Source organism: Arthrobacter pasteuri, assembly GCF_054510955.1.
In genome coordinates, this window is the sequence record NZ_JBTNDO010000001.1 from 1,504,743 (window position 1) to 1,523,607 (window position 18,865).

General features: G+C 70.2%; 15 protein-coding genes. 7 read left to right on the forward strand and 8 right to left on the reverse strand.

Features of this window, described 5'->3' with window-relative positions; all coding sequences use genetic code 11:
- Positions 1-296 precede the first annotated feature (296 nt).
- Positions 297-1,379: a septum formation family protein gene (locus ACX80H_RS07080; protein ID WP_459312087.1), complete on the forward strand. Its 1,083-nt coding sequence runs from the start codon at positions 297-299 to the stop codon at positions 1,377-1,379.
- Positions 1,380-1,454: 75 nt separating this feature from the next.
- Here ACX80H_RS07080 and clpB read toward each other — a convergent pair whose 3' ends face one another.
- Positions 1,455-4,079 (reverse strand): ATP-dependent chaperone ClpB, encoded by a 2,625-nt coding sequence (gene clpB / locus ACX80H_RS07085; RefSeq protein ID WP_459312089.1) that lies wholly within the window; start codon positions 4,077-4,079, stop codon positions 1,455-1,457.
- 185 nt (positions 4,080-4,264) lie between these two features.
- Between clpB and ACX80H_RS07090 the strand changes: the two genes are divergently transcribed.
- Complete coding sequence (locus tag ACX80H_RS07090; RefSeq protein WP_459312091.1) at positions 4,265-6,271, forward strand: penicillin-binding transpeptidase domain-containing protein; 2,007 nt, start codon at positions 4,265-4,267, stop codon at positions 6,269-6,271.
- Between the two features lie 137 nt (positions 6,272-6,408).
- Positions 6,409-7,911 carry a flotillin family protein gene (locus ACX80H_RS07095; protein WP_459312093.1) on the forward strand — a complete coding sequence of 501 codons (1,503 nt, stop codon included), beginning with the start codon at positions 6,409-6,411 and terminating at the stop codon, positions 7,909-7,911.
- A gap of 39 nt (positions 7,912-7,950) precedes the next feature.
- Here the strand turns inward: ACX80H_RS07095 and ACX80H_RS07100 are convergent, their stop codons facing one another.
- Entirely contained in the window at positions 7,951-8,352 is a 402-nt protein-coding gene (locus ACX80H_RS07100; protein WP_459312095.1) for a YccF domain-containing protein, read from the reverse strand.
- 103 nt (positions 8,353-8,455) lie between these two features.
- Positions 8,456-10,135 (reverse strand): DEAD/DEAH box helicase, encoded by a 1,680-nt coding sequence (locus ACX80H_RS07105; protein ID WP_459312097.1) that lies wholly within the window; start codon positions 10,133-10,135, stop codon positions 8,456-8,458.
- Between the two features lie 367 nt (positions 10,136-10,502).
- Between ACX80H_RS07105 and ACX80H_RS07110 the strand changes: the two genes are divergently transcribed.
- The gene (locus ACX80H_RS07110; RefSeq protein ID WP_459312099.1) at positions 10,503-11,462 is read left to right on the forward strand and encodes an ABC transporter ATP-binding protein; all 960 of its coding nucleotides are present in this window, start codon (positions 10,503-10,505) and stop codon (positions 11,460-11,462) included.
- Entirely contained in the window at positions 11,449-12,261 is an 813-nt protein-coding gene (locus ACX80H_RS07115) for an ABC transporter permease subunit (RefSeq protein WP_459312101.1), read from the forward strand. The genes ACX80H_RS07110 and ACX80H_RS07115 overlap by 14 nt, the downstream gene beginning before the upstream one ends.
- Positions 12,262-12,272: 11 nt before the next feature.
- Here the strand turns inward: ACX80H_RS07115 and ACX80H_RS07120 are convergent, their stop codons facing one another.
- Positions 12,273-13,112 carry a universal stress protein gene (locus ACX80H_RS07120; protein ID WP_459312103.1) on the reverse strand — a complete coding sequence of 280 codons (840 nt, stop codon included), beginning with the start codon at positions 13,110-13,112 and terminating at the stop codon, positions 12,273-12,275.
- Entirely contained in the window at positions 13,109-13,276 is a 168-nt protein-coding gene (locus tag ACX80H_RS07125; RefSeq protein WP_459312105.1) for a hypothetical protein, read from the reverse strand. Before ACX80H_RS07125 ends, ACX80H_RS07120 begins: the two co-directional genes overlap by 4 nt.
- Positions 13,277-13,459: 183 nt before the next feature.
- On the opposite strand from ACX80H_RS07125, the gene ACX80H_RS07130 reads away from it, so the two are divergent.
- Entirely contained in the window at positions 13,460-14,113 is a 654-nt protein-coding gene (locus ACX80H_RS07130) for a response regulator (RefSeq protein ID WP_459312107.1), read from the forward strand.
- A gap of 520 nt (positions 14,114-14,633) precedes the next feature.
- On the opposite strand, the gene ACX80H_RS07135 is transcribed toward ACX80H_RS07130, so the two are convergent.
- A complete protein-coding gene (locus ACX80H_RS07135) occupies positions 14,634-15,593 on the reverse strand; it encodes a universal stress protein (RefSeq protein ID WP_459312109.1) in 960 nt (319 codons plus the stop codon).
- Between the two features lie 73 nt (positions 15,594-15,666).
- On the reverse strand, positions 15,667-15,948 hold the full coding sequence (locus ACX80H_RS07140) for a hypothetical protein (protein ID WP_459312111.1): 282 nt from the start codon (positions 15,946-15,948) through the stop codon (positions 15,667-15,669).
- Between the two features lie 257 nt (positions 15,949-16,205).
- Here ACX80H_RS07140 and ACX80H_RS07145 point away from each other — a divergent pair, with 257 nt between their 5' ends.
- On the forward strand, positions 16,206-17,456 hold the full coding sequence (locus ACX80H_RS07145; protein ID WP_459312113.1) for a M20 metallopeptidase family protein: 1,251 nt from the start codon (positions 16,206-16,208) through the stop codon (positions 17,454-17,456).
- A gap of 112 nt (positions 17,457-17,568) precedes the next feature.
- Here the strand turns inward: ACX80H_RS07145 and ACX80H_RS07150 are convergent, their stop codons facing one another.
- Complete coding sequence (locus tag ACX80H_RS07150) at positions 17,569-18,831, reverse strand: alpha-hydroxy acid oxidase (RefSeq protein ID WP_459312115.1); 1,263 nt, start codon at positions 18,829-18,831, stop codon at positions 17,569-17,571.
- Positions 18,832-18,865: the final 34 nt, after the last annotated feature.

Here is an 18,865-nt window from a genome sequence, read left to right on the forward strand (position 1 = left end):
CGTGACCCCCTTTGTGCGTCGATCCGGAGGTGGTCACTGGGGCACGAGGCCCAAGGCTGCAGCGAGGCCCCGGAGTATTTGGTCAGTTTGTCGTAGGTATAGATTACATGCTTTCCGCGGCACCCGAGCGCGGGTTCCGCCGGGCTCCGTCGGGGGCTTCGACGGCGGACTGCTGTCCGTGCATGCGGCCTCCGATGCCGTGTCCGATCCTTCGCGGAGGATCTTGGATAGAGTCGAAGCCACGCCGGAGCCCCGGCAGCACGCGCACCAGGAATGCAAGGAGACAGCGGTCCACCATGAGCAACGAGGAGCAGGCACCCAGGGACTCCGCGAACCACCCCGGGCCGGACGGGTCCGACGGACCGGGCACGGTGGATGCCGACGACATCGTGCTCGATGACGGCGACGTCTCCGCCGGGACCGGAGAGCCCGAACTGTCGGTGTCGCCCGAGACCCTCGACCTCCAGGAGCCCGCCCTCGGACCCGCGCGGATCAGCAGGGACACCGCGGAAGCAGCCTCGGTCGAGGACGCTGCCGCCGAAGCCCGGGCCGTGGCGGCAGCAGCCGAGGAGGCTGGAACACTGGTGGGCGGACCCCTGCCGGCAACCGCGCCGGCAGTGCGCGCCGCCCCCGATGGCACTGCTCCAGCCGGAGGCACGGCGGGCGACACGGCGCCCGAACCTGTCGGCGAGCCCTACGCCTTCCCTCCCCAGGGCGGCGAGCCCGGCCTCGGACATCCGGGCCTGTACCCGGGCACCGATCCGGCGTCGATCGGTCCGGCGTCGATCGGACCGGCAGAACCGGAGTCCCCGGCAGAGCCCCGACCTGCCGACGGAGCCCGCGCGGCGTGGCTCCCGACGGCGTCGGAGCCGGAGGACACAGGTGCCCATGCGGCACAGGACAGGACGTCTGCCGGAAGCAGCCTCCTGCCGCCGCTGCTGCTCATCGGCGGCGCCGTCGTACTCCTGGGGCTCCTCGCCTGGCTGCTCGCCTCCCTCCTGGGCGGGGGGAACGACGAGGAGCGCGTCGATCCGTCGTCGCTCGCGGCGGGCGAGTGCCTTGCCGACTTCACCGAGGTCACCGAGGATGCCGTGCCCGTGGACTGCAGCGAACCGCACAACGCGCAGCTCCTGGCGAGCGAGGAGTACCCCCAGGATGCGGAGTTCCCGGGACGCGAGCAGCTCGACCTCCGTGCTGAGGCCGCCTGCGCGACCGCCTCGGACGACGTCGATCCCGACGTCGTCACCGACGATCTCCAGGTGACCCTGCTCCGCGCCACCCCGACCGAGGGGACCTGGGCGGACGGCGATCGCCGGGTGGACTGCTTCGCGGTGATCGGGAACAGCGGCACCCTGAGCCAGAGCCTGCTCAACCCCTGACGCCGCCGCGGGCGGATGCACGAAGGGGAGGAACCCCTCCCCTTCGTCCTTGCGCGGTACTCGCCGTACTCGCGGTTACCGCGCGGCGTGCACGAGCAGTCCGCCTCCGTCGAGGCCGACGTCGCCGGCAGCGTCCGGGTCCGGTTCCTGCCGGTCGACGACGACGGTGTCGCCGTCGACGATCTCGCCGGCGAGGATGCCCTTCGCCAGCCGGTCGCCGATCTCGCGCTGGACGAGCCGTCGCAGCGGACGGGCACCGTACGCCGGATCGAATCCGGTGAGCGCGAGCCACTCGCTGGCCGCGGCGCTGACGTCCAGCTCGAGCCGGCGGTCATGCAGCCTCTCACCGAGCGACCTGACCTGCAGCTCCACGATCCGGGAGAGCTCGTCGAGGCTCAACGGATCGAAGATCACCACATCATCGAGCCGGTTGAGGAACTCCGGCCGGAAATTCGCGTTCACGGCGGACATCACGGCGGAGCGCTTCGCGGCGTCGTCGAGCGAGGGGTCCACGAGGAACTGCGACCCGAGGTTCGACGTCAGCACGAGGATGACGTTACGGAAGTCCACGGTCCGGCCCTGGCCGTCCGTGAGGCGCCCGTCGTCCAGCACCTGCAGGAGCAGGTCGAACACTTCCGGGTGCGCCTTCTCCACCTCGTCGAGCAGCACCACGCTGTAGGGGCGGCGCCGCACGGCCTCGGTGAGCTGGCCGCCCTCCTCGTAGCCCACGTATCCCGGAGGGGCACCCACGAGGCGCGCGACCGAATGCTTCTCCGAGTACTCGGACATGTCGATCCGGATCATCGCGCGCTCGTCGTCGAACAGGAAGTCGGCGAGGGCCTTGGCGAGCTCCGTCTTGCCCACGCCGGTGGGGCCGAGGAACAGGAAGGAACCGGTGGGGCGGTTCGGATCCGACACGCCGGCCCGGGCACGCCGGACGGCGTCGGACACCGCGGACACCGCCCGCTGCTGGCCGATGAGCCGCGCGCCGATGACCTGCTCCATTGAGAGCAGCTTCTCGCTCTCACCCTGGAGCATCCGGCCGGCCGGGATACCCGTCCAGGCGGAGATGACCTCCGCGATGTCGTTCGCGGTGACTTCCTCGGCGACCATCAGGTCGGGAGAGTTCACGGTCTGCTCCTCGGCGGCCTGCGCCTCGCGGAGCTCGCGCTCCACCTGCGGGATCTGGCCGTACAGGATGCGCGACGCCGTCTCGAGGTCGCCCTCGCGCTGGGCGCGGTCGGCCTGTGAGCGCAGGTCGTCGAGGGACGCCTTCAGGTCGCCGACGCGGTTGAGGCCCGCCTTCTCGGCCTCCCACCGGGCGTTCAGCCCGTCGAGCTCCTCCTGACGGTCGGCCATCTCGGCGCGCAGGGCCTGCAACCGCTCGAGGGACGCCTCGTCCTTCTCCTGGGACAGCGCCATCTCCTCCATGCGCATCCGCTCGATCGCCCGGCGCAGCTCGTCGATCTCCACGGGGGCGGAGTCGATCTCCATCCGCAGGCGCGACGCGGCCTCGTCCACGAGGTCGATGGCCTTGTCGGGCAGCTGACGGCCCGGGATGTACCGGTGGGACAGCGTGGCAGCGGCGACGAGCGCCGAGTCGGCGATCGAGACCTTGTGGTGCGCCTCGTAGCGCTCCTTCAGGCCGCGCAGGATGCCGATCGTGTCCGGCACGGAGGGTTCACCGACGTAGACCTGCTGGAACCTGCGCTCCAGGGCCGGATCCTTCTCGACGTTCTCGCGATACTCGTCCAGCGTCGTGGCGCCGATGAGCCGGAGCTCACCGCGGGCGAGCATCGGCTTGAGCATGTTGCCTGCATCCATCGAGCCCTCGGCTGCGCCCGCGCCCACCACGGTGTGGAGCTCGTCGATGAACGTCACGACCTGCCCGTTGGAGCCCTTGATCTCCTCGAGTACGGCCTTCAGCCGCTCCTCGAACTCGCCGCGGTACTTGGCTCCGGCGATCATGGATCCGAGGTCGAGGCTGATCAGCGACTTGCCGCGGAGCGACTCCGGGACGTCCCCGGCGACCATGCGCTGGGCCAGGCCCTCGACGACGGCGGTCTTTCCCACGCCGGGCTCGCCGATCAGGACCGGGTTGTTCTTCGTGCGGCGGCTGAGTACCTGCACCACGCGGCGGATCTCGGCGTCGCGCCCGATGACGGGATCCAGCTTGCCGCTGCGGGCCACCTCGGTGAGGTCCACGCCGAACTTCTCGAGCGCCTGGAAGGTGTTCTCCGGATCGGGTGTGGTCACCCGCCGGTCTCCACGCACCCCGGGCAGTGCCGAGGCGAGGGCTTCGCGCGTGAGGCCGAGGGAACGCAGGATGGTGCCGGCGGCACCGCTGTCGGCTGCGAGGGCCAGCAGGAGGTGCTCGGTGGAGACGAACTGGTCACCGAGCGTCTCCGCCTCCTGCTTCGCCGCGTTGATCACCTGGAGCGCACCACGGGAGAACTGGGGCTGCGCGACGGAGGAGCCCGATGACGACGGCAGGGCCTTGATCGCGGAGCTCGCCTGCACGCTCACGGTGTCGGGGTCCGCGCCGGCTGCCTTGAGGAGCGCGACGGCGATCCCGTCGCGCTGGTCCAGGAGCGCCTTGAGGAAGTGCGGCGCCTCGATCTGGGCGTTGCCCGCCGTGGATGCGTTCATGGCGGCGGCTGAAAGCACCTCACGGCTCTTGGTGGTGAAGTTGGTATCCACGCGCGGTTCCTTTCTGGTCCGAGGAGGGGAATCCGGCATTCCCCGCGGCAATTACATTGAGTGTACTTGACTCAACTTTGCCTGCGGGCAGGATATTCCCCTGCCCGCAGGCCCAGCGGTGGGTACGCGACGGACGGATATCGGGCATACCTCGGGTGGTTGCGCGGCCCGGTCATAATGACCGTATGGGGAAACTTTGCCGTGCCATGTCCGTGCTGACCACCGCCGTTCTCGCGGTCAGCCTGGCAGCGTGCACCGGCGACCGGCCGACGGCGGAGGACGCCGCCGGGACCCTGGCCGAGGGACTCTCCCGGCTCGACGTCGGGCAGTCCGCCTTCACGGCGGCCGAACCTGCCGAGGTGACCGCCCAACTCGTCGCCATCACCGAGGGCCTTGCGCCGGACATGCCGCAGGTCAGCGTCGCGGACGTCGAGGAGACCGGGGAGGACAGCGCCACGGCGACCCTCGACTACGTGTGGGACCTCGACGAGACCGACTCCGACTGGACCTACAGCACGACCGCGGACCTCACCCGTGTCGAGGACGTGTGGCAGACCGCGTGGGAACCGGCGGTGGTCGTCCCCGACCTCCTGCCGGACGAGAAGCTCACCCTCACGCGCATTCCCGGGGATCGCGGGAACATCACCGGCGCGGGCGGGGAAGTCCTCGTCACCGAGCGGCCGGTGATCCGCGTGGGCATCGACAAGACGCTCGTCCCCGAGACGCAGCAGGCCGCCTCCGCCCAAGCGCTCGCTGCACTGCTCGAGATCGATCCGGCCGCATACGAGGAGCAGGTCACGGCGGCGGGTGCGGACGCGTTCGTCGTGGCCCTCGTGCTGCGGGACGATGCCACCCGGACCGTGACGGACGCGCAGATCGATGCCGTCCCGGGAGCACTCCGCCAGGCGGACACCCTCGAACTCGGCCCGACCCGCACCTTCGCCCGGGAACTCCTGGGAAGCGTGGGCGAAGCGACCGAAGAACTCGTGGAGCAGTCCGACGGTGCCGTCCGGGCCGGAGACGTCACGGGACTCGGGGGGCTCCAGCTGCAGCACAACACCCGGCTCGGCGGCACGCCCGGCCTTCAGGTCTCCGCCGTGCCGGTGAACGCCCCCGACACGCCCACCCGGCAGCTCTTCGCCACACCCGCGGTCGACGGCACGGACCTTGCCACCACGATCGATGCCCGGCTGCAGGGCCTCGGGGAGAAGGTGCTTGCGGACGAGCCCTCGGCGTCGTCCATCGTGGCGATCCGCCCCAGTACGGGAGAGATCCTCGCCGCAGCGAACGGCCCCGGCAGCGAAGGCCTGCAGACGGCGCTCCTGGGCCAGTACCCGCCCGGATCCACGTTCAAGATCGCCACGAGCCTCGCACTCCTGAGGAAGGGCTTCACGCCGCAGACTCCCACGCAGTGCACCGAGGAGGTGACCGTGGACGGCCGGACCTTCAACAACGCGAGCACGTATCCCGTGCAGTTCCTCGGCACGATCCCCCTCCTGGAAACCTTCGCGCAGTCCTGCAACACCGGATTCATCTCGACGCGGGACGAGATCACGCAGGCCGACCTCGCGAGCGCGGCCGCCGACCTCGGCGTCGGGGTCGAGTCGGCCATCGGAACGCCGGCGTTCTTCGGCTCCGTGCCGACCGAGGCGGAGGGCACGGCACACGCCGCCGCGATGATCGGCCAGGGCGAGGTGCTCGTCTCGCCCCTCGCACTGGCCACCATGGCCGCCTCCGTCGGCGCCGGATCGAGGGTCACCCCGACACTCCTGGCTCCGGGCGGGTCCGCCGACCTCGATCCGGGGTCGGAGAGCGCCGCGGCCACCGCGGCCCCCACCAGCGACGCGGCGGCGTCGGCCTCCGCCGAGGAGGGCACTGGGGAGGACTCCGGCGCACCGTCCGAGGCCGCCCCGAGCGCGTTCACGGCCGGAGAATCCGCGGCCCTGAAGACGCTCATGGCCGCCGTCGTCGGGCAGGGCGGGGCCCAGCTCCTGCAGGACGTGCCGGGCGAGCCCGTCCTGGCCAAGACCGGGACAGCCGAGTTCGGGAGCGAGACTCCCCCGCGGACCCACGCATGGGTCGTCGCCCTCCAGGGAGACCTCGCCGTCGCGGTCTTCGTGGAGGAGGGCGAATTGGGATCAACGTCCGGCGGTCCCCTCATGCAGGCCTTCCTGACGGGTGCCGCTTCCTAGACGTCCAGCACCCGCGGGCCAGTCCGCGGGTCCACTTTCGAATGACATGGGGGTCAGGTCAGCACGCAGTAGTTTGCTCTTCCTCCGGCGCGCACTCGCTGCGGCGGAGCACTTCGAGGACCGTTGAAAGGGTTCCAGTGGATCTCACGTTCATTCCGCTCATCATTGGCGCGGTGGTGCTGCTCGCCGCCATCATCGCCGCCATCGTGCTCGCCCGTATGGCCCTGCATATCGCCAGCCCCGACCAGGCGCTCATCATCTCGTCGAAGGACAGCAAGGGGCAGCCGGATCCGGACAGCCAGCGCGTGGTCTTCGGTCGTATCTTCATCAACCCGTTCTCGCAGCGGGCCTACCCGTTGTCCCTGGCATCGCGCCAGGTCTCGCTCCGCATCGAGGGCATCTCGAAGAACGGCATCAAGCTCCACCTGACGGGTGTCGCCCAGGTCAAGGTGGGCGGCGACGCCGACGCCGTCCGCAAGGCGGCTCAGCGGTTCCTCAACCAGCAGGAGGCCATCGACCACTACACGCAGGAGACCCTCTCGGGTTCCCTGCGCTCCATCGTGGGAACCCTGACCGTCGAATCGATCATCCGTGACCGCGCCACCTTCGCCAAGAGCGTGAAGGAGGAGGCCGAGCACTCCATGCACAACCAGGGCCTGGAGATCGACACGTTCCAGATCCAGTCCGTCGACGACGACTCGGGCTACCTGAAGAACCTCGGCCGGCCCGAGGCCGCCCTTGCGGAGCGCAACGCGAAGATCGCCGAGGCCCGCTCGATGCAGGAGTCCGAGCAGGCCCGCGCCCTCTCCGACGAGCAGGTCGCCCTCGCGCAGCAGCAGCTGATCATCCGCCGGGCAGAGCTGAAGGAAGAGGCCGATGCCCGCCAGGCACGGGCCGACGCCGCCGGCCCCCTCGCCCAGGCCGAACAGCAGGAGCAGGTCATCATCCGCGAGCAGCAGGTCGCGCAGCGGCGGGCGGAGCTCCGCGAGCGCGAGCTCGACACCGAGGTGCGCAAGCCGGCCGACGCCGAGAAGTACCGCCTCATCCAGCAGGCCGACGCGAAGCTCGAGGAACGCCGCCGCGCCTCCGAGGCCGCGGAGATCGAGGCCCGCGTCGACCTCTCGCGCCGCAAGCTCGTCGCCGAGGGCGACCGGGTGGCAGCGGAGGCGGACGCCGCCGCGAACACCGCGCGCGGTACCGCCGAAGCGTCGATCAACGAAGCTCGAGGCCGGGCCGACGCCGCCGTCATCGCCTCCCGCGGTGATGCGGAGGCAGGGTCGGCGGAAGCGCGCGGCAAGGCGGAAGCGGCGGGTATCGCCGCGCAGGCGGAGGCCTACGAGAAGTTCAACCAGGCCGCCATCCTGTCGAAGGTCCTCGAGGTCCTACCGGCGATGGCGCGCGAGATCGCCGCCCCGATGTCGGCGATCGACACCATGACGGTGGTCTCCAATGACGGCGCCAGCCAGCTGAGCAGGAATGTCTCGAGCGGGGTCCACCAGACGACGCAGCTGGTGAAGGACACCACCGGGCTCGATATCATCGCGCTGCTCGGCGACCTGCTCAAGACTCCGGACAAGGCCGGCATGAACGGCTCCACCCGGAACGGCACGGGCGGGTCCGCGGTCACCGGATCCGACTAGGCGCGCCAGGAGGGCCGCCGGTGGATGCGTGGCGGCCCTTCAGCGGTAGGTGGGCAGGTACGTTCCCGACGACGGGACGATCACCTTGCCGAGCGGAGCGAGGGACACCGGGATGAGCTTCAGGTTGGCGATGCCCAGCGGGATGCCGATGATGCTCACGAACATCGGGATGGCGGTGAGCACGTGGCCGATGGCGATCCAGATGCCCGCGACGAGCAGCCAGATGATGTTGCCGACCATCGAGAAGCCGCTTGTCGGCCCACCCCGGTTCACCACCGTCTGGCCGAAGGGCCACAGGGCGTAGGCGCCGATCCTGAACGAGGCGATGCCGAACGGGATGGTCACGATCAGCAGGCAGCAGATGATGCCCGCCGCGAAGTAGCCGAGGGCGAGCCAGATGCCGCCGAACAGAAGCCAGATGACATTCAGGAGTGTGTTCATCCGGCCATTGTTCCGCATGGGGCCACGCACTGCACGCAGCAGACGAAGGGCTCCCTACCCACGCGGGTAGGGAGCCCTTCAGCGGTTCCTGGGCCGGACCGTGCTAGCGCGAGCGGCGGTCGTTCGACGCCGGGGCGCTGGCCCTGCGGGAGCCACCGGCGCGGCGTGCGCCTTCGGCCCGCGGAGCCGAGGACGGCGCGTGGCTCCGCTGCTGGCCGCCTGCTGCGGGAGCTCCGGCGGCAGGGCGGCGTACGGCGTCGCCGACACGCTGTCCGGACGCCGGGCGGCGGCTGCGCGTCGTGGTCTCCGATGCCGTGCGGGGCTCGGCGGCCCGGCGGGGCGACCCGCCCGACTTCCCGGCAGCACCGGCGTCCGAGCCGAAGCGCGGGGCCTGCGGCTGGTCCTTGCGGCGCTCCGCACGGTTGCCCTGCGCGGCCTGCGGCTCGGCGGAGACGCGTCCGCGTCCGCCCCTTCCGCCACGGCCTCCCGCAGCCGGGGCTGCGGCGCCACGGCGGGCTCGCTTGCGCTCGGCGTTCGCACCCGTCGAGGTACCTTCGCCGCGCGTTGCCTCCCGCGAGGCGAGGAGCGCGGCGCGGGTGCGCGGATCGATCTTGTCGGCCATGTCACCGGTGAGTGACAGGACGAGCGGCGAGGTCGCCTTGACGTTCTCGAATGCGACGTCGACGCCGGCGGCCTTCATGAGCTTCTGGACCTCGGACTTCTGCTCGGGCAGGGTGATCGTGACCACCGTTCCCGAGGAACCCGCGCGGGCCGTGCGGCCCGAGCGGTGCAGGTACGCCTTGTGCTCCGTGGGCGGATCCACGTGGACCACGAGTTCGACGTCGTCGACGTGGACGCCGCGCGCGGCGACATCCGTGGCCACGAGGACGCGGACGTCACCCGAGGAGAACTCGGCGAGGTTCCGGTCGCGGGCGTTCTGCGACAGGTTGCCGTGCAGGTCGACGGCGGGGATGCCGGCGTCGGTGAGCGTCTTGGCGAGCTTGCGTGCGTGGTGCTTGGTCCGCATGAACAGCAGCCGGCGTCCGGTGCCGGAGGCGAGCTGGACGATGAGCTGCTTCTTCTGCGTCTGGTCGCCGATCAGGAGCACGTGGTGCTCCATCGTGGTGACCGCGGCCTGCGGGTCGTCGACCGAGTGGGTGACGGGGTTGGTCATGTAGCGGTTGACCACCTTGTCCACGCCGTTGTCGAGCGTCGCCGAGAACAGGAGGCGCTGGCCGTCGGCCGGGGTAGTGTCGAGCAGCTTCTTGACGACGGGCAGGAAGCCGAGGTCGGCCATGTGGTCGGCCTCGTCGAGGATGGTGATCTCCACCGACTCGAGCGTGATGAGCTTCTGGCGCATCAGGTCCTCGAGGCGCCCGGGGCAGGCGATGACGATGTCGACGCCGGCGCGCAGGGCCTTCTCCTGGCGCTGCTGGGACACACCGCCGTAGATCACGGTGGTGTTGAGTCCGAGCTCCTTGGCCAGGGGCTCGACGGTGGCGTTGATCTGGGTGGCGAGCTCGCGGGTCGGTGCGAGGACCAGGGCCAGGGGGCGCCCGGGCTTGCGGCGGTAGGCCGCTTCCTGCTCGGCGAGGCGCGCGACCATGGGAAGGGTGAAGGCGAGGGTCTTGCCCGAGCCGGTGCGGCCGCGTCCGAGGACGTCGCGCCCGGACAGGGAGTCAGGGAGCGACTTGACCTGGATGGGGAATGGTTCGGTGATTCCCTGCGCGGCGAGGTTCTCGACCAGCGCTTTGGGCACACCAAGGGCGGCAAAAGTAGTCATGTAGTTAACACGAACTTTCTTCTCATCTTCCCCGGCACCGGTTGGCGCAGGGGTTCGCCGAAGAAAAGTCAGACAGTGTCCACCGCGCTCACGATCCTCGGAGCCGGATGCGGGACAAAAGAATGCGTTCTATCGACGCAGGCTGCGCGTTCAACTGGCTGGAGTTTTCCGCCGTGCGCAGGCAAGTGTTTCCAGTTTACCAGCAGGTCGCCCGTATCCCCGCATCGGCCGCAGCAGTCCCGCAGGTGGATTGGAGTATCCCCGGCCCTCCGTAGCGGGCCCCGCGCGTGGTTGTATTCTCCCAGGCCCGTGCACCGATGAGTCGGAGCACGGGGCGGCCATGGGCTGTCCGTCCTACGGAGGAAGCATGAAGGACGCACTCGAACTGCGGGACCTGACCAAGGTATTCGGATCCCTGACAGCGCTGGAGGGGGTCTCGCTCTCCGTGCCGCCCGGCAGCGTCGTGGGCGTGATCGGCCCGAACGGCGCGGGCAAGTCGACGACCATGCGCCTGATCCTCGGCCTGATCAGGCCGAGCAGCGGTACGGCCGTCGTCCTGGGTACCGAATCCTGGCGGAGCGGGCCCTCCCTCCGCAGGCGCGTGGGCTATCTGCCCGGGGACCTCAAGCTCGACGGCGGCGCCACGGGGCGCGACACGCTGCGGTACTTCGGCCTCATCTCCGGCCCCGTCGACGAGCGCTTCCGCAACGATCTCGTCGAACGGCTGGGGCTCGACCCGTCACGCCGCGTGAGGACGCTCTCGAAGGGCAACAGGCAGAAGCTCGGGCTCGTCCAGGCGCTGATGCACCGACCCGAACTGCTCGTCCTGGACGAGCCGACCTCCGGCCTCGACCCCCTCATGCAACGCGAGTTCCTCGCCCTCATGCGGGAAGCGAAAGCAGCCGGCCAGGCCGTCTTCCTCTCGTCGCACGTGATTTCCGAGGTGCAGCACTGCGCGGACCACGTCGCCGTGATCCGGCAGGGCCATCTGGTCCGCTCCGCGCGCGTGGCCGAGCTGCGCGACGAAGCGCCCCGCACCGTCCGGCTCGAGCTGGACGCCCCGCTGACGGCGGGGCAGGCAGAGGCCCTCCGGCAGGCGGGCCTGGTGTTCCGGGAGGCGGATGAGCCTCCCGGTCCCCTCCGCCCGGGCGATGCGGTGACGGTCGTCGAGGGCCAGGTGTCCGGCTCCCCCGTCGCGCTGCTCGGCGTCCTGTCCCGCCTCCGGCTGGTCGACGTCGTGATCGAGGAACCGGACCTCGAACAGGCCGTCCTCGGCCTGTACGGGCAGGCGGCACCGGGGCCGGAGGGCGGGCATGATGGCCGGTAGTGCACTGCCGGTCGTCCGGCACACGGTGCGCCGCTCCCGCGCCGGGATGGCCGGCTGGTCCGTCGGGCTCATCGCGGCGAGCTTCCTCTACCTTCCGATCTATCCGTCGATGGGGGCGACCGGTGACCTCGAAGCCGTCATCTCATCCATGCCGTCGGAACTCGTCAAGACCCTCGGCTTCGCCTCGATCTCCACGGGTGCGGGCTACGCCCAGGCGACCGTTCTGGGGTTGATCGGTTTCGTGCTGCTGACCATCGCCGCCGTGGGGTGGGGGGCAGCCGCGATCGGCGGCGAGGAAGAGAGCGGGGCCCTGGAGCTCACCCTGGCGCACGGCGTCACCCGCCCCCAGGTCGCTCTCGAGGCGGCCCTCGCGCTGGCGCTGCGCCTCGCCGTCGTCTGCGGCGTGCTGCTGGTGACCGTCCTCGTGCTGAACGGACCCTCCCAGCTCGGGCTGACGCCCGGCCACGTCCTCGCGGGAACGGTAGCGCTGTACCTGCTGAGCCTCCTGAGCGGTCTTGCGGCTGTCGCGGCGGGAGCAGGAACCGGTTCGAGGACCGCATCCGTGGCGGCAGGCGCGTGCATCGCCGTCGTGGGGTACGCCTTCAACGCCCTCGGCAACCAGGCGGAGGCGACACGATGGCTCAGGCACTTCTCCCCCTACACCTGGGCGTTCGGCCCGGCTCCGCTCGCGAACGGCTTCGGGAACGGTGCGTGGGGTGGCATGGCGGTCATCCTCGGCCTGTGCGGCGCCCTCGTGCTGGCTGCCGTCGTCGGGCTCTCCCGTCGCGACATCCGCTGACGGACGATGGGTCAGCGGACGACGATGACGTTTCCCTGGGCGTGGTGGAGAACCGCGTGGACCGTCGAGCCCAGCCGCACGCCGAGCGTGCTGTGCCCCTTGGCGCCGATGACCACGCCGGCTGCGCTGCGGGCGCGTTCCAGGATCAGTCCGGGGATCGAGGGGGCGGTCAGGTGCTCCGTCGTGACGGCGATGCCCGGACGGGCCGCCAGCAGGGCGGCGGACCGCTCCAGGACGGGATCGGGATCAGGGACGGTCTCGGCGGGGTGGCGCCGTCGGGCCTGCTCGACGTGGAGGAGATGGATGGATTTGCGCAGGGCCACCGCGAGATCGCCTGCCGTCGCCACCGCCCGGTCACTCTCGGGAGATCCGTCGACGGGAACCAGGACGGCGTCGGACCTGGGGCGCGCGTCCCGGACCACCACGATAGGACACGCCGCGCTCGACGCGAGGTGGAGGCTGGCCGATCCGACCAGCAGCCCGGAGAAGCCGCCGAGGCCTCGTGTCCCGGTGACGACGAGGGACGCTTCGGTGGAGAGTCGCGTCAGGGCTTCGGCGGGGAATCCGATGACGATGCGCTTGCCGACATCGAGGTCGGGCTCGGAGCCTGCTGCGAGCGTGCGTCCTTCCTCTGCCGTCGTCTCGGCCTGCCGGCGCAGGCCGCTGTCCTGGACGCCCGGCACGGGGCCGAGGTCCTTGGTGAAGAGGGGCCAGGGCCAGCAGTGGGCGACGACGAGCGGCAGGCCGGCCGCCGCCGCGTATCGGGCCGCCCAGAGCACGGCACGTTTCGCACCGTCCGAGCCGTCGTAGCCGACGACCACCGGCTTGCCTGCCGCGCTGGGCGGGGTCACGCTGATGCACCTCCTCGACCGGTCCGTGCGGGGTCGGCCGCCCGGAGGACGTCGCCGGCGAGCGGGATGAGGAGTGCGGCGGGTTCCAGCGCGCGGATGGACGGCGTCGAGCCGTCCGCTCCGACGACGTTGGCCCGGCGGCGGGGCGGAATGGTGGGCTCCATGGTCGATTCCTGGTCCTGGCAAGAGGGAATGCGTACATCTTCATGGTTGCCCGGGCGCGAGGGGTACGACAGGGTCGAAAGACCCACGGTCGAAGGTGACTTTCGGCCCTGCCCGAGGTCCGGCGGCCGGTCGATGATGGACGTCGAGCGGGATGAGCGGTTTGCCCAGACAGAAGGAAGAAGATGACAGGCGCGATGGTTGACGGGCGGGCGGAGAGATCGACGGTTTTCCTTCTCGACGATCACGAGTTGGTGCGGCGGGGTCTGCGGGAGCTGCTCGAGGGTGAGGGCTTCGTCGTCGTCGGGGAATCGGGCTCCGCCGAGGAGGCTACGCGGCGGATCCCCGCCCTGTCCCCGGACGTGTCGATCCTCGACGCCAGGCTCCCTGACGGTACGGGCATCGAGGTGTGCCGTGACGTGCGCTCCATCGATCCCTCATTGTCATGCGTCATCCTGACCAGCTACGACGACGACCAGGCCGTGCGCGGGGCCGTCCTCGCCGGCGCCTCCGGGTACATCCTGAAGGAGATCCTCGGCTCCGACCTGATCGACAAGCTGCATCGCGCCGCTCGCGGGGCATCCCTCTTCGATGCAGGGCTGAAGGAACGCATCGTTGCCGGGCTCAGTGCTGCCCCGGTGGAGGATCCGCGCCTGGTGGGGCTGACCAGCCAGGAGAAGAAGGTCCTGGCCCTCATCGGAGCCGGCCTGACGAACAGGGACATCGCCGGGGAGCTGTTCCTCGCCGAGAAGACGGTGAAGAACTACGTGTCGTCGCTGCTGTCGAAGCTGGGTTTCCAGCGCCGCACCCAGGCGGCTGTCTTCATCAGCAGGCCCTGAGCATCCCGCCGCCCCGGTGACGCAGGTCCACGACGGGTGACGGGGAGGCACGGACGCCGCGACCGTCCCCTCCCCGCCGAAATGGAGCCTTAAGACCCTAGGGGGACAGCACCCCCCGGACCGACCATTGACTACGGGCCCGCCGGGGAAGGACGTGCCGCCGCATGCGGTCGGCCGAACCGCGGGCCGACCCCACTCCACGAACGGGCGAGCAGAGGACACCCACCGTGATCACCGACCAGACCCCATCTCCCCTTCCTGCTGTTCCTCCTGCGGCCCGCGACTCGTCCGCGGCCAGGGGACAGCCGACCCATGAGAAGGAAACAGACCCGAAGATGCTCCTCCAGCGTCAAGGTGAACGCCGCCGGGAGACCGAGCGGAAACTCGCCCTGCACATCCAGAAGTATCGGGAGATTCATCCCCTCCCCCCGGAGTAGCCCGTGCGGGAACGGTCCGTGCGCGTTCGACGGAACGGCGTTCGCGCTCGGCTCGCGTCCCGGGCCGGCACGCCGCGGAGCCGTCAGCGGACGGGGGTCCGCTCCGGCTTTTGGACCTTTCCGTCGAACGGTGGCATGGGCCCCGGATCAGGGACGACCAGGGTCGGGCAGGGTGGGTGCAGGAGCAGCGTGTGGGTGACCGATCCCAGGGACATTCCCGTCCGGGCTCCCCTCCCGTGGCGTCCGATCACCAGGAGGTCGGCGCCCGCACCATAGTGCGCGAGCGCCTGCGCCGCAGCGTGCACCTCGTCGAGGACCTGGCGCACCGCGAGGTGCGGGTAGCGCGTGGAGACGTCGAGCAGCAGTGCCGACAGCCCCTCCTGCGTCACCAGGGTCTGCGGCGACCCCGATCCGGTGGGCGCTGACACGACCGTCAGGGTCGTGCCCATCGCGTGGGCCTCATCGGCCGCCCTGAGCAGGGCGACGCCGGAGGGCGGGGATCCATCCACGCCGACGACCACTCCCCCGGTGGTCGCATCGGCAGTCCCCTCGGTGGTCCGCTCGGCGCCGGGCGCCCTGCCGTCAGGCGCAGGTACGACGACGACGGGTACGACTGATCCGAGGGCGACCTGCAGGGACACCGAGCCCCGGAACTCGCCGCTGACCGCGTCCATCCGGTCCGAGCCCAGGATGAGCAGCGGTGATTCGGCGGCGAGACCCAGCAGCGCCTCCACGACATCGCCGCAGTGGAGGTAGGTCCCGACGTGCAGCGCGGGGAAATCGGCGGCGATGCGGCTCGCTTCCGCCCGGAGCACCTCACGGCCTCCGATGACCACGTCTCCGTAGGCGCTGCCCGGCGGCATCAGGGCGGGATCCGGCACGGCGTGCACGAGGGTCAGCGGGACACCGAGCCACTCCGCGCGACGCGCGGCCCACAGGACGGCCGGGCCACCCGTCGCAGCGTCACGGACCGCCACCACGATGGGCCGGATCCGCTTGTCGGGTCGGCCCGCGGTTGCCGGGCGGTCCCATGAAGCCGTCACCACAGGTCCTCCTGGTCGCTCCATCCGGAGGGGACTCCGGTGCCCGAGCCGGCCAGGGCCAGGAAGTGTCCCCTCAACGGCGCAGCGCTTCTTCCTGAGCATCAGGGCGCGCCTCAGCACCGGTCGGAGCGGTGGATCTGTCCCCGTCTATCGCCCGTCGCCGCGCCTTCAGGAACGTGATGTCCTCCGGCGAGAACCAGTGTTCCCCATGCTCGTCGACCGACAGCTCCTCGCCCGTTCCGGTCGTCACACGGTTGGCCATGGTCCGTGGAAGGACGACACACCCTGGGTTCTGCAGGAGCCACTGCTGCACGGTCGGGTCGAGCCGGCTCCAGATGATGCTGATACTGGTCATGGTGAAAAGCTCCTCAATCGACAGTGATCCGCGGAGCTGCCGTAAAAGCCGACGGCGAATCCGTCCCATTTCACGGGGCACTTCCGCTTTGCACTAGGGCCAAAAGTCCCTTCCGGTCGGTAAACCTGCCACTACGGGCCGGTTCCGCCGGGGCCCGTGCCGGCTCGCGCGCAGGCCCCGCCCGCTGGGCGCCCTCGCCTGTCCGAAGTTCTTCTGCAAGGGTGGGAGAACAGCCCCGTCCCTGCCAGGAGGAATCCATGACCCTGTCCCCAGCGGCACTTCTCGAGGATGCCCGGTCGCTCACCGGAGACATCGTCGATCTCCGGCACCGCCTGCACCGTGAGCCGGAGCTGGGCCTGTATCTGCCGCGCACGCAGGAGAAGGTGCTCGCAGCCCTCGACGGACTCCCCTACGAGGTGACCCTGGGCACGGACACGACGTCGGTCACCGCCGTCCTGCGCGGTGGCGCGTCCGGCACGGACGGCACCGCACCCGTGGTGCTCCTGCGGGGGGACATGGATGCGCTCCCGGTGCAGGAAGCGACCGGAGTCGCATACAGCTCAGAGGTCGACGGCGTCATGCACGCCTGCGGTCACGACCTCCACACGGCGATGCTCGCGGGCGCGGCCACCCTCCTCGCCGAGCGCCGCGGGGAACTGCCGGGCGACGTCGTCCTCATGTTCCAACCCGGCGAGGAGGGTCACGACGGCGCGGGCGTCATGATCCGGGAAGGAGTCCTGGGCGCGGCCGGCCGGACGCCCGATGCGGCGTACGGGATGCACGTGACGTCGTCGCTGATGCCGAACGGCATGTTCACCAGCCGCGGTGGCCCCCTCATGTCGGCGTCGGACGCCCTGATGGTGACGGTGCGCGGAGCGGGTGGGCACGGATCCTCCCCGCACACGGCGAAGGACCCCGTGACCGTCGCCGCGGAGATCGTCACCCAACTGCAGGTCCTGATCACGCGGCAGTTCGACATGTTCGACCCCGTGGTGCTGTCCGTCGGAGTCCTGCAGGCGGGCACCCAGCGCAACATCATCCCGGAGACCGCGAGGATCGAGGCGACCATCCGGACCTTCTCGACGGCGAACCGGGAGAGGATGACCGAGGCCGCCCCTCGGCTGGTGCGACACATCGCAGCCGCCCACGGGCTGGAGGCCGAGATCGAGTACCTCCACGAATACCCCGTGACCATCACCGACTTCGACGAGACGGCCCATGCCGAGGCCCAGGTCGCCGACCTGCTGGGCGCCGAACGGTACGTCACCATGCCGCAGCCGATGAGCGGGTCGGAGGACTTCTCCCGGATCCTCGACGCGGTGCCGGGCAGCTTCGTCTTCCTCTCGGCGGTGCCTCCCGGCGTCGAACCGGTGACGGCGCCGTTCAACCACTCGCCCTATGCCGTCTTCGACGACAGCGTCCTCACCGACGGCGCAGCGCTCTACGCACAGCTCGCGATCTCCCGGTTGCACTCCGGGGCCGCGCTGCGGGAAGCGGCAGGCGGCTGACGCGGACGTCCCTGGCCCCGGATCCTGCCCGCCCGTCGCGGCAGGCAGGATCCCCTGGTGTCGAAGGGCTTGACGGGAGGTCGCCGGCCCTCGAGCTCCCCGGTCACTGCTGTCAGCCGAGCCTTGCGACCTCACTGGGTGCCGCGCTGACGGGTACGAGGCGGGTGAGCTGCGTGACGTGTCGGGGCTCGAGTTCGCCGAGGTGCGAGACACCGAGCAGGCGCATGGTGCGTTCGATCTCGTCCCGGAGGATCGCGATGGTCTTGTCGACGCCTTCGCGTCCGCCGGCCATGAGTCCGTAGAGGTAGGCGCGGCCGATGAGGGTGAATTTCGCGCCGAGGGCCATGGACGCGACGATGTCCGCTCCGTTCATGATGCCCGTGTCCACCATGATCGTGGCGTCCCGGCCGACCTCGCGGACGACCTGCGGCAGCAGGTGGAACGGGATGGGCGCGCGGTCGAGCTGGCGGCCGCCATGGTTGGACAGGATGATCCCGTCCACCCCCATCTCCACGAGGCGCACGGAGTCCTCGACGTTCTGGACCCCCTTGATGAGGATCTTGCCGGGCCACAGGTCCCGGATGATGGCCAGATCGTCGTAGCTGATCGTCGGATCCATCGCCGCGTTCAGCAGATCACCCACCGTGCCGCCGGTGTCGGTCAGGGACGCGAATTCCAGTTTCGGGGTGGTCAGGAAGTCGACCCACCACCACGGCCGCGGGATCGCATTGAGGACCGTGCCGATGGACAGCTGCGGCGGGATCGAGAATCCGTTGCGCTTGTCGCGGAGCCGGGCGCCGGCGACGGGGGTGTCGACGGTGAACATGAGCGTGTCGAACCCGGCTTCACCGGCACGCTTGACGAGGTCGTAGGAGATCTCCCGCTGGCGCATCACGTACAGCTGGAACCAGTTGCGGCCGTTCGGGTTCGCGGCCTTCACTCCCTCGATCGAGGTGGTGCCGAGGGTCGAGAGGGTGAAGGGGATGCCGGCGGCGGCCGCCGCGCCGGCGCCGGCGGTCTCGCCCTCGGTCTGCATGAGCCGGGTGAACCCGGTCGGCGCGATGCCGAACGGCAGGGCGCTGGGTCCGCCGAGGATCTCCACCGAGGTGTCGACGTGCTCGGCGGGACGGAGGATCGAGGGGTGGAACTCGATGTCCTCGAACGCCTGGCGGGCCCGGGCCAGGGACAGCTCGCCCTCGGCGCCGCCGTCGGTGTAGTCGAAGGCCGCCTTCGGGGTCCGGCGCTTGGCGATCGTGCGCAGGTCCGCGATGGTGAGCGCGGAGTCCAGCCGCCGCTTCTTGCCGTTGAGCTCGAACTTCTTGAACTGCATCAGCTCGAGCATTTCCGCCGGGACGGGGAGTTGGCGCTTGATCACGCGATGGTCCTTTCGACTGCAGCAGTGCGCTGAG